A 14,809-nucleotide genomic window follows, 5' to 3' on the forward strand; every position below is an offset into this window, starting at 1 on the left:
TTAACCCGTTAGTATTAAGTTTATTTTTTGCTGTTAAACTTGTTTTCTCAATTTATTCGGGGATCAAATATACCTATAGAGCTTAAGGAATTACTGCAAATATGATATTGGTAGTTCATTTGTGGGAGGCTTTTATGATGAAAGACGAATTAATGAAAATGCTGGAAGAACGGGAAGATGAAATGATTGAAATTCGCCGCCATCTACATGAACACCCCGAACTTTCCTTTCAAGAAGAAAAGACTGCGGCTTATATTATTGATTTTTACAAAGGAAAAGATGTCGAAATAGAGACGAACGTAGGAAATGGCCATGGAATCATTGTTACTATTAACGGAACATTGCCGGGAAAAACTGTCGGGCTTCGCGCTGACTTTGATGCTTTGCCGATTCATGAGGAAGCGAATGTTCCGTTTAAATCAGTTAATGAAGGTGTGATGCATGCATGCGGACATGATGCTCATACGGCATATTTGTTAATTTTGGCTGACTGTCTTATCCAGCTGAAAGATCAAATCAAGGGTACAATTAAAATTATCCACCAGCATGCAGAGGAGCAGCCTCCTGGTGGTGCTAAAAGTATTGTGGATTCAGGAAAACTGGATGATTTAGAAGCTATTTTTGGTATTCACATTTTGCCGCTCGCTTCCTCCGGTACAGTTGGCTATCATAGTGGTTATTCGTTTAATGGCCGTACGTATTTTAAATTGAAGGTACAAGGGCTTGGCGGACATGGATCATCTCCCCACAAAGCGAATGATGCGATTGTGGCAGGTGCCTACTTTGTGACTGCAGTTCAGACCGTTGTCAGCCGCCGGGTGGATCCGATGAATTCCGGGGTTGTAACAATTGGTTCATTTGACGGTAAAGGAAGCTTTAATGTGATTAAGGACAACATTGAGATTGAAGGGGATATACGCTATTCCAATGATGCAACACAAAATGTTATCGATAAAGAGGTTCACCGGATTGTAAAAGGAATGGAAGAAATGTTTGGTGTGACAGGTGAGCTAACGTATACTCCGGACTACCCGCCGTTGTATAATGATCCTGAGCTGACTACGTTTGTTGCAGATGCATTGAAAGAGGTTAAGGATAACGACATTAAAAAAGTTAAAGAATTTCCTAAAATGGCACCATCTGATGACTTTGCATATTATCTGGAAAAAATCCCTGGTTCTTATTTCTTTATTGGCTGTACTCCAAAAGGAGTTGATGAACCTTATTTCAACCATCATCCAAAATTTGATATTGATGAGGATGCTATTCTGGTTGCTGCCAAATCAGTGGGACAAGTTGTTGTGAGTTACTTAGATAGAGAGTGATCCGTAAAACAGCTCAATCTGGATGGATAGTTCTGAAGGGAAATGTCGGATGGATTCCATGCATTAACTTCTTTCTTACCCGTAGGATTTTGGAAGTGGAAGATAGGACAATTGTATGTTAAATGAAAGCCCATGCCTAAACATCAGGAATGGGCTTTTTCATGTTTTTAGTGCAATTAGGATTTGTGAAATCGTGCAATAACTTAAAGAAAAGCATAGGAAATGGGAGCATTTCATTAATGTTCGCGTTTACATCAAATTTTGTGTATAAAGCGTTGTATGATATGATTCACCTTGTTAAAAACGGATACGGATGAAACTTGTCTTGTTGAAATGTGTCAGGCAATGCACATGGGAAGGACAAAATAATAACAGTAAAGAGGTGCTTACGTGAATTTACAGGAAATAAAACAGGAATGGTTTGGTAATGTTCGGGGAGATGTTCTGGCTGGTATGGTCGTAGCGATGGCTCTTATACCGGAAGCAATTGCCTTTTCCATAATTGCCGGGGTGGATCCGATGATTGGTCTATATGCGGCTTTTTGTATTGCTGTTGTCATTTCGTTTGTCGGAGGACGCCCCGGAATGATATCGGCAGCGACTGGTGCAATGGCCTTGCTAATGGTCGATCTGGTTGCAGATTATGGATTGCAGTATTTATTGGCGGCAACTATTTTGACAGGTATTATTCAAATTTTATTTGGTATTTTTAAACTGGCAAAAGCGATGAAGTTTGTTCCGCGTTCGGTTATGGTCGGATTTGTGAATGCATTGGCGATTATGATTTTCATGGCACAGCTTCAACATTTTGTGGGCGAAACATGGGTTATGTATGCGCTCGTTGGATTAACACTAGCTATTATTTATCTTTTTCCGCGTATAACAAAAGCTGTTCCATCAACGTTGGTAGCAATCATAGTGGTAACTTTAATTGTAATATATGGTAATCTTAATGTAGGAACGGTAGGAGATATGGGCGAACTGTCACAGCAGCTGCCGGTGTTTCTGATCCCATCCATTCCGTTTTCATTTGAGACACTTATGGTTATTTTTCCATATTCCTTATCAATGGCAATTGTCGGGTTGCTGGAATCATTATTAACCTCTAATATAGTAGATGATATGACGGATACGGAAAGCAATAATAACAAAGAAAGCCGCGGACAGGGAATTGCCAATATTGTAGCGGGATTTTTCGGCGGAATGGCCGGATGTGCTATGATCGGACAATCCGTTATTAATGTCAAATCGGGTGGTGCCGGCCGGTTATCCGCTTTTGTTGCTGGGACTTTCCTGATGTTTCTCATTATTGTTCTGGGTGGTTTGGTTGTGCAAATTCCAATGGCGGCGCTTGTTGGTGTCATGTTTATGGTTTCAATAAGTACGTTTGATTGGTCATCGGTGAAAAATTTGAACAAACTGCCTAAAACGGATGCAGCCGTAATGGTCACAACGGTGGCCCTCGTTCTGGTAACGCATAATTTATCGATTGGTGTTTTGGCAGGGGTGCTGTTAAGCGCAATATTCTTTGCTGCAAAAATTTCCAAGATAAAAGTGACGGAAGAGCTTATTTTGCGGGAGCAGAAAAAAATCTATCGTGTGGAAGGACAGTTGTTCTTTGCTTCGGTCAGCGATTTTCCGGCAAAGTTTAACTTTATGGACTCTGTTGAAGCGGTGGAAATTGATCTGACACACGCACATCTCTGGGATGATTCGGCAATTGGTGCGCTGGATAAAATTGAAATGAAGTTTGCGGAAAATGATATACACGTAACGTATACCGGACTGAATGATGAAAGCCGCAATTTAAAAAAACGTATCGGCGGACTTTCAAAAGCGTCCGGTCATTAATATGGAAATGTCATAGAGTGCGAAATTTCTAAGGGGTGAACCTTTGTTTAAACGGATACTATTGGCTACGGATGGTTCAAAACATTCAGTTCGTTCGGCAGATTATGCCATTCAGCTTGCAGAAAAATTTAAAGGAACAATTGATGTTGTTTATGTGGTTGATGGGCAAAAATCAAAATCAGATGTTCTCCACCATGACAGTAAGTATGAAATTATGCAGCGAAGAAAAGAAAAGATTCAGCACGTATTGAATCAGATTGAGGGAAACAATATTGACTACAACGTGCAAATACTTCACGGGGAACCCGGCCCGGTAATCGTTGAATTTGCAAATTCGCATGATTTTGATTGCATTGTAATCGGGAGCAGAGGGTTGAATAATCTGCAAACGATGATTTTAGGCAGTGTAAGCCACAAAGTTGCTAAACGGGCTGATTGTCCGGTTCTTATTGTGAAATGAAAAAGTGAAACCATGTCTTTACGTGAATTGAACAAGCCCGTGCCTGAACATCAGGTACGGGCTTTAACGTTTATACAGCATTCAACGATTTTTTCACTGGGAAATATGATGGACAACTTTTGCCTGAAAATCCATTTTGTTAATTCGGTTAATAATATTGGAAATGCTTGTTACGGTATTATCAAATGTCACACTGCCATTGAGCCCTCCTCGTGCATACGCACTGCGGGGTCTCATCTAGGCCTCTCCTCCCGCAGGAGTCTACGTATATTTCCTCCGCTAATTTCTAGAATTGTTCGTTTTTTGAATTACACTTTTTGATTTGTCCCAGCCTTTTTGGCACTTAATTCCAAATTTCACGGGCCACATCCACAACAAATTTCAGTTTTGCCCACTGCTGTTCCTCCGTAAGTTTGTTACCGTGATGGGTTGAAGCGAATCCGCATTGTGGGCTCAGACACAACTGGTTGTGTGGAACATATTCAGCCGCACCTTTTATACGCGAGATGACTTCATCTTTATTTTCCAGTTCACCCGATTTGGATGTGATAACGCCAAGTACAACGCGCGGACCACCCTCAGGAACGTATTTCAACGGATTAAAGCTGCCGGAACGATCATCATCATACTCGAGGAAAAATCCATCAACATTGCCTTTTGCAAATAATTTCGGGGCAATCCGGTCATAGCTGCCTTCAAATGCCCATGTGGAGCGGTAATTTCCCCGGCATAAGTGTACTGTTACAGTCAGGTCATCCGGTTTTTCGGCGAGGCTTTCATTGAGAACACGCACTGCCAGGTCAATCAGATAATCCCGGTCGACCATATCATCATTCCATGGAACACTGTCAGCAGCAAGCCCGGCAATATAGACATCATCCAGCTGCAAATAGCGGAGTCCTTTGTCATAAAAAGCCTGAAGCGCATCTTGATACGTCTGGATAATGTCTTCTGCATATTTTTCAACATCCGGATAAATGTCTGCATTTCGAATACCATCGTTAAAAAACATATTTGGGCTTGGGATCGCAAACTTTACAGCGGCACGTTCATCAACAATATCAAGTAGGTCGTTGACATCCCGTAAAAATGGATGACTTCGGTTAAATGAGATTTTCCCCGAATTCCGAACGTTGTATTTTTCCGTTTCCTGATCATTGAATGCATAACCCTGTTCAGGTACATATCCTTCAAATCCGTTTAAATGTTCCATAAAGTCGAGGTGGAACCAGGTTCGGCGGAATTCCCCATCACTGACAGCTTCCAGGCCGGTTTCAATTTGTTTGTCAACTGCCCGTTTGATTTCCTCATTTTCCACATCACGCAATTGTTCTGCAGAAATAGTGCCTTCTTTAAAATCCTTTCTTGCCGCATGCAGCCGCTCAGGTCGGAGCAAACTCCCAACCTGGTCTGCGCGAAAAGGTGCTTTTGTACCGATTTTGGTTGTCATCCATGTTCCTCCTTTAAGGTAACTGAATCCGAAAACATAAAAAGGCCTCTTCCAATAAGAAGAGACCTGACTGTTTTATACGTCACTCTTCTTATCTTCAAGCATTGCGCTTCTGGAATTAGCACAGTTTTATAACCGATGCTGAGGCTTCAAAGGGCCAGTCCCTCCACCTCTCTGGATAAGAATATTTCGTTATTCAGTTTAGTTTAAATAATACGATACACCTGAAGTTTTGGAATGTCAATACAAAAATTTGCAGCTCATCATCATAGACGGTTTCTTGACTTTTGAATGGTTCAATTATAAAATATGAACATATACTGATATACGCATATATTAATATTGACAACCTTCAGCCAAACATTCGAATGGTTTAGACGAGTGGGGGAATTATAAATGGCAGATCAAAATGAAGAACAGCAGATCGAACAAAAAGATTTGGATGAGGAAACATTGTTTGTTGTTTCGCAGACATTTAAAGCTTTAGGGGATCCAACCAGAATCCGGATCCTGCACTTATTATTTCATAATGAATATTCGGTGAATGGTATTGCGGAAGCGCTGCACCTGAGGCAATCTACAGTCTCACATCAGCTTCGATTCCTAAAGAACTTGCGTCTCGTGAAGTATCGCCGGGAAGGCACAACATTGTATTATTCCCATGACGATGAGCATGTTATTAACATTTTGAAGCAAACCATTGACCATGCACTGCACAGCTGATGCCAACTTTAATATGTTACATAATAGCAGGGAGGTATTCCTATGGGACACGATCATGGTCACGACCATACACATGGTGCAAATAAAAAGGCATTGATGATCAGCTTTATTATTATAACCGCATATATGATCATAGAGGCGGTTGGCGGGTTTATCACGAACAGTCTTGCTTTACTGTCAGATGCGGGTCACATGCTTAGTGACTCTGTTTCCCTTGGTGTTGGATTGATTGCTTTTGCCATGGGTGAGAAAGTAGCTAACTACAGTAAAACATATGGGTATAAACGCTTTGAAATTTTGGCAGCCTTTTTTAATGGTGTGACACTTATGGCCATTGCACTGTATATCTTCTATGAGGCATTTCAGCGGTTTACCAGCCCGCATGAAGTGGCGTCGGTCGGCATGCTTATCATCGCCATCATTGGTCTTATTGTAAACATCGTGGTAGCATGGATTTTAATGCGTGGTGACACCGATGAAAATTTAAATTTGCGTGCGGCATTCCTGCATGTACTCGGCGATTTACTCGGATCGGTTGGAGCAATTGTTGCTGCACTTCTCATCATGTTTTTCAATTGGGGCTGGGCAGACCCGCTCGCAAGTATCATTGTGGCAGCTTTGGTACTGATAAGCGGTTGGAAAGTTACAAAAGACGCCGTCCATGTACTCATGGAAGGTACACCGAAAAATGTTGAATTGGATGAGGTTATTAATACGATTGAAAATGTTCAGGGTGTGCACGGCATTCATGATTTGCACGTTTGGAGTATTACGAGCGGGCAAAACGCATTATCCTGTCATGCGGTAGTTGATGGCAGTCTCAATATTAAAGAAAGTCAAAATCTGCTCCGATATATTGAGGAACAATTGGAGCAAAAAGGGATCGGCCATGTAACCATTCAGTTAGAAAATAAAGAACATCCACATGATGAATCGTTGATGTGCAGTTATGATCAGGGCAATCCGGCGCATGAACACTGATTAAGGAGTAGCGGGGGGAGAAACAAATGAAAATTATCGGATTATCCGGCTCAACTGTCGGATCAAAAACAAGAACAGCAATGGAATACACGATGAATATTGTAACGAAGAAATTTCCTGATGCACAGACTGCACTGATTGATCTGGCGGAATATGATATTCAGTTCAGTGACGGACGTAATTTTATGGAATACGAAGGCGATACCAAATATGTGGCGCAAACGTTGATGGAAGCGGATGCGATTATAATCGGGACACCAATATTTCAGGCATCCATTCCCGGTACATTGAAAAATATTTTTGATTTACTTCCTGTTGACGCATTTCGGGAAAAAATCGTCAGTATACTTGTAACTGCAGGATCGGCCAAACATTATTTAATTCCTGAACAGCAATTAAAACCGATACTTGGTTATATGAAGGCACAGATCGTTCAATCATATGTATTTATTGAGGAAAAGAATTTTTACCGAAAAGAAATTGTTGATGATGATGTGCTGTTCAGGCTTGATCGGCTGGTGGAAGATACAATTGAATTAACGGAAACATATAAAAGCATCCTCGACAAAAAAGAAACTCAATATGATTTTTAAAGTTTTATAGGACAATGACGGTGATTCCTGCAGCCAGCCGCCATTGTTTTTTTATACAGTGGAGTTCTAAATTGTGTCCGCATGGCGTAAACTTCAGCAATCAATACTTCCAACACCCCTCCATTCATTCCAAACCATGAAATTAGCGATGTAACTTATTCCTATTAAAAATTCCGTATAAATTTTCTGCTATTATCTTCTAAAAAATGACAAATTCCATTATAATAGGTTTATAACTTTGCATAGGAGATTGATAGAAAAATGGGAAAAAAACAGCTGATTATATTGGCATGTGCCGGAGTTCTTGTTGCAGGGCTGGCAGCTGTAATGCTGTTTACGCAACAGTCCAGTGGGGAAGAGATACATCGTGCAAGCATGCATAAGGAACGGCATACAAGTGTCGAAACAATTGGATTGGAAAACAAAATGCAGCGTTTTACATATGATTCCGGTTTTACGTTTAAATACCCTGATGCTGTTAGAGGGATTTATGTCACTGGTCCGTCTGCCGGCGGAAGCAGGATGAATGAACTGATCAATCTCGTGGAAACAACCGAATTGAATGCAATGGTTATTGACATAAAAGAAGATCACGGTAATTTAACATTTAAACCTGAGGGTACTAAATATGAGGATATTGGTATAAATTTTATTGATGATCCCAGAAAACTATTGAAAAAACTTGAGAAAAAAGGCATTTACCCAATTGCGCGGATTGTTGTTTTTAAAGATTCTGTGCTTGCAAAAAAACATCCGGAGTGGTCCTTTACTAAAAATGGCGAAGTATGGACAAACGGAAAGGGTGAAGCATTTGTAAGTCCATTCCAGAAAGAAGTATGGAAATATAATGTTGAAATTGCCAAAATGGCCGCTGAAATGGGTTTTCAGGAAATTCAATTTGACTATGTACGTTTCCCGGAAGGTTTTGAGGATTACGACGAGGTACTGCAGTACAGCCAGGGGGACTATAAGAACGCTGAAATGAAAAATGTCAAAAGGCGCGTGAAGGCGGTTACTGATTTTGTTGAATATGCTAACAAAGAGCTTGAATATTACGATGTCGATGTGTCGGTTGATATTTTCGGCTATGCGGCAACCGTTCCGCAAACAGCAGGCATCGGACAGGATTTTTCCAAAATTGCCAGCAATGTCGATGTGATCTCATCGATGATTTATCCAAGCCACTGGACGTCTTATTTCGGGATTGATTTTCCGGATAAACATCCGTATAAGCTCGTTTCCGAATATGCGAAAGTGGAAAATAAAGTGCTCGGCAAGTTGAAAAATCCACCAACATCCCGTCCGTGGATTCAGGACTTTGAGGCGCCATGGCTCTACAGCGGTCCGCCGACACAGTACGGCAAAGCAGAGGTGGAAGCGCAAATCAGGGCACTGAATAAACATGGAATTAATGAATTTTTGCTCTGGAATGCCGGAAATTCGTACTCTGAGAATGTTGATTATACGCCGTTAGGTTAATTGAAGAACCGGTCCCATCAAAGTATGAGGGCCGGTTTTTAATAGCTGTTTACTAGTCGAATTCAGTCCACACAGCTTTTATCCGCGATTTTAGAATAGATATTCACGAAAATGGGCTGCATATCCACGAATTCGAATTGGATATCCACGCTTTCAGGTGATTTATCCACGAAAAGTTGAATCCGGAATTATTAAGGCAGTTTCTTCATTATGATGATGCTGATCAGGATATCTCAATTGAAGTGTTTGAATTTGTGAAAATCGGGTAAGGTAAAAATAGTGTACAGGGATGATGCTGATTTAACAAATCGTTATTTTTTCGTTATAATATAAAAGTCAAAAAATTTTTAAGGAGTAGATGTATGAACTGGTATGAAAAACTAAGTAAATATTTCCCTGTGGAAGAAATGAAATCCAAGGAACATATGGACATGCTGCTAAAAGAAAAAGGGGATGTATATCATAAAGATGAAGGTCAGTACCATGTTTTGATGTACGCTGAATTTGATACGTTCATCTTTATTGATTATGTATATGTTTCATCGAAATCGAGGGGACAGGGAATTGGTCATAAATTGATTGAGAAACTGAAACAACACAATAAGCCGATTATCTTGGAAGTAGAGCCTGTTGATTATGATGATACAGATACAGAAAAAAGACTTCATTTTTATAAACGCGAAGGATTTGCCCACGCTCAATATATTGACTATAATCGCCGCTCATTGGCTACCGACGAGGAAACTCCGATGGAAATTTTGTATTGGTCTCCGAATAATGAATCAGAAGAAGAAATATACCAGCGAATGAAACAGATGTACGAAGATATTCATACGTACAAGGATGAAGAAATTTACGGGAAAGCTTATCAGCCTGTCGATGAAGTGCTGAGTTACGATGAGAATCGTGATTCAAATGATATTTTTGATGCGATTCAGACATCAGAAAAAGCGTAATACTGACAGCCTCTTGATCTTTTCATTCAAGAGGCTGATTTTTTTCAATTATGGATGTTTAATTAATAAGAAATAGGGAATCTTACAAGTAAAGATAACTTTTATGAACATTTGTCTTTTCACCAAATTTACACAGAATTACCTATCTTTTAGTTGACAAATATAGTATACTGTACATATAGGTTATTTAAACTTATTTTAATCTGATAAGTTGTTAAAAGTTCCAGTAATGACTATACATTCTTTAGATTGAGGAGTGAAGTTAAATGGTAACACTTTATACCTCACCAAGTTGTACATCTTGCAGAAAAGCGAAAGCGTGGTTGGAAGAACATGATATTCCGTTTAATGAACGCAATATTTTCTCTGAACCGCTGACTTTAACTGAAATCAAAGAAATATTACGGATGACTGAAGATGGAACTGATGAGATTATTTCAACACGTTCAAAGGTTTTTCAAAAGCTTGATGTCAATATTGATCAGCTGCCAATGAAAGACTTGTTCCGTTTGATTCAGCAAAATCCGGGATTATTGCGCAGGCCGATTATTCTTGATGAAAAACGCTTGCAGGTTGGCTATAATGAAGATGAAATTCGCAGGTTCCTGCCAAGAACGGTAAGAACATTTCAGTTGCGTGAAGCACAGCGCATGGTAAACTAACCAATTAAAAGATGTAAACTTTTCAACAAAACTTAAAAAGCGCAGATCCTTGAAAAAGCCGGTCTGCGCTTTTTTATTCAACGATAGTGACAAACGCACAGATATCATTTAAAATAGAAAATTAATAATTGGAATTATAGGCATTTAAATTTTCAAAACCAATGCTGATATCATACAATATATTATATAGAAGCAAAAATGGTTATGATTTGAGTTGAAACGGGAATATGAAATTATAGATAAATGATATGGGGAAGCAATCTCTTCCACCAAACTTCAGCTTTAAAAAGAAGGGAGAGAAAAAGGATGGAAATAGAGCGCATAAATGAGAATACCGTAAAGTTTTATATTTCCTATATCGATATCGAGGATCGCGGCTTTGAACGCGAGGAAATCTGGTATAATCGGGAACGCAGCGAACAGCTTTTTTGGCAAATGATGGATGAAGTCAATTATAAAGAAGATTTTAATGTTGATGGACCGTTATGGATTCAGGTGCAGGCAATGGATAAGGGACTGGAAATTGTAGTCACAAAGGCACAGGTTTCGAAAAACGGTGAGAATATTGAACTGCCAACTGAGAATGGAAGCACGATTGATATTTCTGTGGATGATAAGATTGAAGATATGCTTGATCATAAATTCGGTGAAAATAAAGGAAAATCGGCAAAAGACGACAATGAAGACGAAGATGGTAATTTGTCACTCATTGTGAAATTCGATGATTTTGAAGATGTTATTCAGCTCAGTCATTACTTTGACGGATTTGATGAAGATGTTGAAAACAGTCTGTTCCACTATAAAGGTGATTATTATCTGTATGTGGAATTCACCACTGACGACGAAGAGGATGAAGAAGACGATCGACAGGAAGATTTGCTTAGTCAGATTTTCGAATTTGCTCATGATACAGACGTAACCGTTCACTTGCTGGAGGAATACGGAAAACAGATATTTGCTGATAACACACTCAGTCAGGTACGTAATCATTTCCCTGCTACTATTGGGCGCTCATAATCGGGTGTCTATTTTTTTTGCTTCATTTCAAAATCATTTTGAAAAAGGCAGGAGAAAGCACCTCTGATGTCGAATATATTAAGGATAAGAAAGAGAGGTGCATATATGGATGTTGCAAGCCAAAATGAAAAATGGAGTACTTGTAACGCTTGCTTTGCTGACAAGGCAGGAGATTATGCGATTGAAAGGTAACCGGCAACAGTTTCGATGTCCTGCATGTGATGAACCGGTGATTATAAAGGCAGGACAGAAAATGGTTCCGCATTTTGCACACCGGTCGAAGCAAAATTGTCCGTCATCTGAAGGCGGGGAGGGGGCATACCATGAGAAGGGAAAACTGCTTCTTTATAAATGGCTGCGGCACCAGCAACTGGATGTGGAGCTTGAAGCGTATCTCCCGGAAATCATGCAGCGGCCAGATGTCCTTTTGCGAGTGAACAATCGCATACTGGCCATTGAGTATCAATGTGCGCGAATACCCGTGGAGCAGGTGCATAAGCGGAATAAAGGCTACCGGCAGGCCGGGATAATCCCTATTTGGATACTTGGCGCTAACAGATTAGAACGCCGAGGGCAGCACCAACTGAAACTTGACGCTTTTCATCTGCAGTTTATTCATCAATTTTCTTCTGAATTTCCACTGACACTGTTCTTCTTTTGTCCGCAATCCTTTCAATTTATTTCTTTTCAGGACTTATTTTTTACAAGCCAAAACAAGGCAATTGGAAAGTTTTCTATACGCCGGCTGGATCGAATGCGATTTACTGATGTGTTTCATGAGAACTTTATCTCTAACCAGGCAATCGGTCCGTTATGGGTAAAAGAGAAGCAAAATCTGAGAATAAGAGCTGCGAAAAGACTGTATGGCAGTGAAATGACATGGCATCAGTGGCTATATTTAAAAAGAACCCATAAAGAATATTTGCCATCCATCATTCATATGCCGGTCCGCGGACAGATTTTGATGAAAACACCGCCTTGGGACTGGCAAAGTCGGTTGTGCCTGGATTTAATTGAACCGGCTGAAATTGGTTCCGCAATCCCTTATGCCAACTGTAAGAGACTCCTGCAAAACCATCTTCAATGTAAGGAATATTTCCCCTTGCTTGCTTCAGTAGCAAATCCTATCACCCAATATCTTCAGCTTCTTGAAAAACTGCAGGTTATTACACTGAACTCAGCCCGAATGTTTACAAAGAAAAATCCACTTCATTTTCATAAGAATGTTGAGGAGGCATTACAGGGTGATAAACAATTGATTGAACTGCTTTACTCAAACAAAATAAAAGCATGGTACCTATAAAATTCGTTATACTATATAGAAAGAAGGAATTTTTGCCTGAATACAGAAGTAGTTATAGAGAGTCGAATTTAAGGAGGACGATTATTGTGGCAAAAGCAACAAAAGAATTGCCAAAGCGGAGCGAAATCCCTGTAGAGCGAACCTGGAAACTGGAGGATATTTTTTCAACGGATGAAGAGTGGGAGAAGGAATTACATGCATTGAAAAATGATCTGCCATCCATTGAAAAATTTCAGGGAAAGTTAGCCGAATCCGCACAAAATCTGTATGATGTATTGAAGCTTCAGGATGAGCTGTCAGAGCGGCTCGGAAAGTTGTTTACATATGCACATATGAAAAACGATCAGGATACAACGAACTCGAAATACCAGGAGATGAATTCTAAAGCAGAAAACGTACTGACGGTTGCTTCAAGTTCAATGAGCTATATCGTTCCGGAAATTCTGATGATGGATGAAAGCAAACTGGATGAATATTTAAATGAAAATGATGACCTGCAACTGTATAAACATACACTCGATGAAATTTCCCGGCAGCGCCCGCATGTGCTGAGCAAGCGGGAAGAAGCACTTTTGGCAGAAGCGTCTGAACCAATGTCGAATGCTTCCAACACATTCGGAATGTTGAACAATGCCGACCTTACTTTTCCGACGATTAAAAATGATCAGGGAGAAGAGGTTGATTTGACACATGGCCGATTCATCGGCTTCTTGGAATCAAAAGACCGTAATGTCCGGGAAAATGCTTTCAAAGCGATGTATGATACGTATGGCAAATTTAAGAATACATTCGCATCAACATTAACCGGTACTGTAAAAGCTGATAATTTCAGTGCAAAAGTGCGAAATTATGATTCTGCACGTCAAGCGGCTCTGGACTCCAACAGGATTCCGGAACAGGTATATGACAATTTAGTGGAGGCAGTCAATGAAAAACTGCCGCTCCTGCACCGTTATGCGGCATTGCGTAAAAAAGTGTTGGAAGTTGAAGAACTTCACATGTATGACATGTATACACCACTTGTGAAAGACGCTGATATGAATATCCCGTATGAAAAAGCGCAGGAATATGTTCTGGAAGGTTTAAAACCGCTCGGAGAAGAATATGTCAGCACCCTGAAGGAAGGCTTTAACAGCCGCTGGATTGATGTTGAAGAAAGCAAAGGAAAACGGAGCGGTGCCTATTCATCAGGCGCATATGGAACCAACCCGTATATTCTGCTGAACTGGCAGGACAAAGTGAATGACCTGTTCACACTTGCACATGAACTGGGGCATTCGCTGCACAGTTATTATACACGGGCAAATCAGCCATTCCGTTATGGCAACTATTCGATTTTTATTGCCGAGGTAGCATCCACATGCAACGAGGCACTGCTCAATGATTACATGCTGGAAAACGTGGATGACGATAAGCAAAAACTTTATTTATTGAATCATTTTCTGGAAGGATTCCGCGGAACGGTATTTCGCCAGACGATGTTTGCCGAGTTTGAACATGATATTCATAAACGTATGCAAAATGGAGAAGCGCTCAGTGCTGAAAGACTGACTGATATTTATTATGAATTGAATAAAAAATATTTCGGGGAAGACGTTGTTTCCGATGATGAAATTGGTCTGGAATGGGCGCGGATACCACATTTCTATATGGATTATTACGTTTACCAGTACGCAACCGGTTATTCAGCGGCAACAGCGCTTGCCAGCCGTATTCTGAGCGGAGAGGATGGGGCTGTTGACAGGTATCTGGACTTCCTGCGGGCAGGGAACAGCGATTACCCAATCGAAGTACTTAAAAAAGCCGGCGTCGACATGACATCCAAGCAACCAATTCTCGATGCGCTTGACGTTTTTGAGGAAAAGCTGAACGAAATGGAAAAGTTGTTGCTTGGATAATTAAAAAGGAGGCTTGCACTGATGTGTAAGCCTCCTTTTTTTGTGTATAAATTATGGTAGACCTTATAAGAAAAAATTCAGCACTCGCTATAAGACGAGGTGAATGCCGGT

The 14,809-nt window shown here is 40.3% G+C and carries 14 protein-coding genes and 1 riboswitch; of the genes, 12 read left to right on the forward strand and 2 right to left on the reverse strand.

Going from position 1 to position 14,809, the window contains the following annotated elements; translation table 11 throughout:
• Nucleotides 1-137 precede the first annotated feature (137 nt).
• The 3 genes from HUX68_RS00390 to HUX68_RS00400 all read left to right on the forward strand — a co-directional run bounded on the left by HUX68_RS00390 (nucleotide 138) and on the right by HUX68_RS00400 (nucleotide 3,636).
• The gene (locus HUX68_RS00390) at nucleotides 138-1,325 is read left to right on the forward strand and encodes an amidohydrolase (protein WP_174612790.1); all 1,188 of its coding nucleotides are present in this window, start codon (nucleotides 138-140) and stop codon (nucleotides 1,323-1,325) included.
• Between the two features lie 390 nt (nucleotides 1,326-1,715).
• A complete protein-coding gene (locus HUX68_RS00395; protein ID WP_174612791.1) occupies nucleotides 1,716-3,176 on the forward strand; it encodes a SulP family inorganic anion transporter in 1,461 nt (486 codons plus the stop codon).
• 43 nt (nucleotides 3,177-3,219) lie between these two features.
• A complete protein-coding gene (locus HUX68_RS00400) occupies nucleotides 3,220-3,636 on the forward strand; it encodes a universal stress protein (protein ID WP_174612792.1) in 417 nt (138 codons plus the stop codon).
• Nucleotides 3,637-3,729: 93 nt separating this feature from the next.
• Here HUX68_RS00400 and HUX68_RS00405 read toward each other — a convergent pair whose 3' ends face one another.
• Both HUX68_RS00405 and HUX68_RS00410 read right to left on the reverse strand, forming a co-directional pair.
• Complete coding sequence (locus HUX68_RS00405) at nucleotides 3,730-3,873, reverse strand: hypothetical protein (RefSeq protein ID WP_174612793.1); 144 nt, start codon at nucleotides 3,871-3,873, stop codon at nucleotides 3,730-3,732.
• Nucleotides 3,874-3,979: 106 nt separating this feature from the next.
• A complete protein-coding gene (locus HUX68_RS00410) occupies nucleotides 3,980-5,086 on the reverse strand; it encodes a 5-methyltetrahydropteroyltriglutamate--homocysteine S-methyltransferase (protein WP_174612794.1) in 1,107 nt (368 codons plus the stop codon).
• An 88-nt stretch (nucleotides 5,087-5,174) separates the two neighbouring features.
• Nucleotides 5,175-5,271, reverse strand: a riboswitch (SAM riboswitch).
• Between the two features lie 211 nt (nucleotides 5,272-5,482).
• On the opposite strand from HUX68_RS00410, the gene HUX68_RS00415 reads away from it, so the two are divergent.
• From HUX68_RS00415 to pepF, 9 genes are all read left to right on the forward strand, one after another.
• Complete coding sequence (locus HUX68_RS00415) at nucleotides 5,483-5,809, forward strand: ArsR/SmtB family transcription factor (RefSeq protein WP_174612795.1); 327 nt, start codon at nucleotides 5,483-5,485, stop codon at nucleotides 5,807-5,809.
• 42 nt (nucleotides 5,810-5,851) lie between these two features.
• The gene (locus HUX68_RS00420) at nucleotides 5,852-6,790 is read left to right on the forward strand and encodes a cation diffusion facilitator family transporter (RefSeq protein WP_174612796.1); all 939 of its coding nucleotides are present in this window, start codon (nucleotides 5,852-5,854) and stop codon (nucleotides 6,788-6,790) included.
• A gap of 26 nt (nucleotides 6,791-6,816) precedes the next feature.
• Entirely contained in the window at nucleotides 6,817-7,383 is a 567-nt protein-coding gene (locus tag HUX68_RS00425; RefSeq protein ID WP_174612797.1) for an NADPH-dependent FMN reductase, read from the forward strand.
• A gap of 261 nt (nucleotides 7,384-7,644) precedes the next feature.
• Nucleotides 7,645-8,862: a putative glycoside hydrolase gene (locus HUX68_RS00430; protein ID WP_174612798.1), complete on the forward strand. Its 1,218-nt coding sequence runs from the start codon at nucleotides 7,645-7,647 to the stop codon at nucleotides 8,860-8,862.
• A 362-nt stretch (nucleotides 8,863-9,224) separates the two neighbouring features.
• A complete protein-coding gene (locus tag HUX68_RS00435) occupies nucleotides 9,225-9,818 on the forward strand; it encodes a GNAT family N-acetyltransferase (protein WP_174612799.1) in 594 nt (197 codons plus the stop codon).
• A 266-nt stretch (nucleotides 9,819-10,084) separates the two neighbouring features.
• Entirely contained in the window at nucleotides 10,085-10,480 is a 396-nt protein-coding gene (gene spxA, locus HUX68_RS00440; RefSeq protein WP_174612800.1) for a transcriptional regulator SpxA, read from the forward strand.
• 306 nt (nucleotides 10,481-10,786) lie between these two features.
• Entirely contained in the window at nucleotides 10,787-11,497 is a 711-nt protein-coding gene (mecA, locus tag HUX68_RS00445) for an adaptor protein MecA (RefSeq protein ID WP_174612801.1), read from the forward strand.
• A gap of 109 nt (nucleotides 11,498-11,606) precedes the next feature.
• Complete coding sequence (locus HUX68_RS00450) at nucleotides 11,607-12,800, forward strand: competence protein CoiA (protein WP_174612802.1); 1,194 nt, start codon at nucleotides 11,607-11,609, stop codon at nucleotides 12,798-12,800.
• 86 nt (nucleotides 12,801-12,886) lie between these two features.
• On the forward strand, nucleotides 12,887-14,698 hold the full coding sequence (gene pepF / locus HUX68_RS00455) for an oligoendopeptidase F (RefSeq protein WP_174612803.1): 1,812 nt from the start codon (nucleotides 12,887-12,889) through the stop codon (nucleotides 14,696-14,698).
• Nucleotides 14,699-14,809: the final 111 nt, after the last annotated feature.

This window comes from Virgibacillus ihumii, assembly GCF_902726655.1.
Classification (GTDB): Bacteria; Bacillota; Bacilli; order Bacillales; family Amphibacillaceae; genus Lentibacillus; species Lentibacillus ihumii.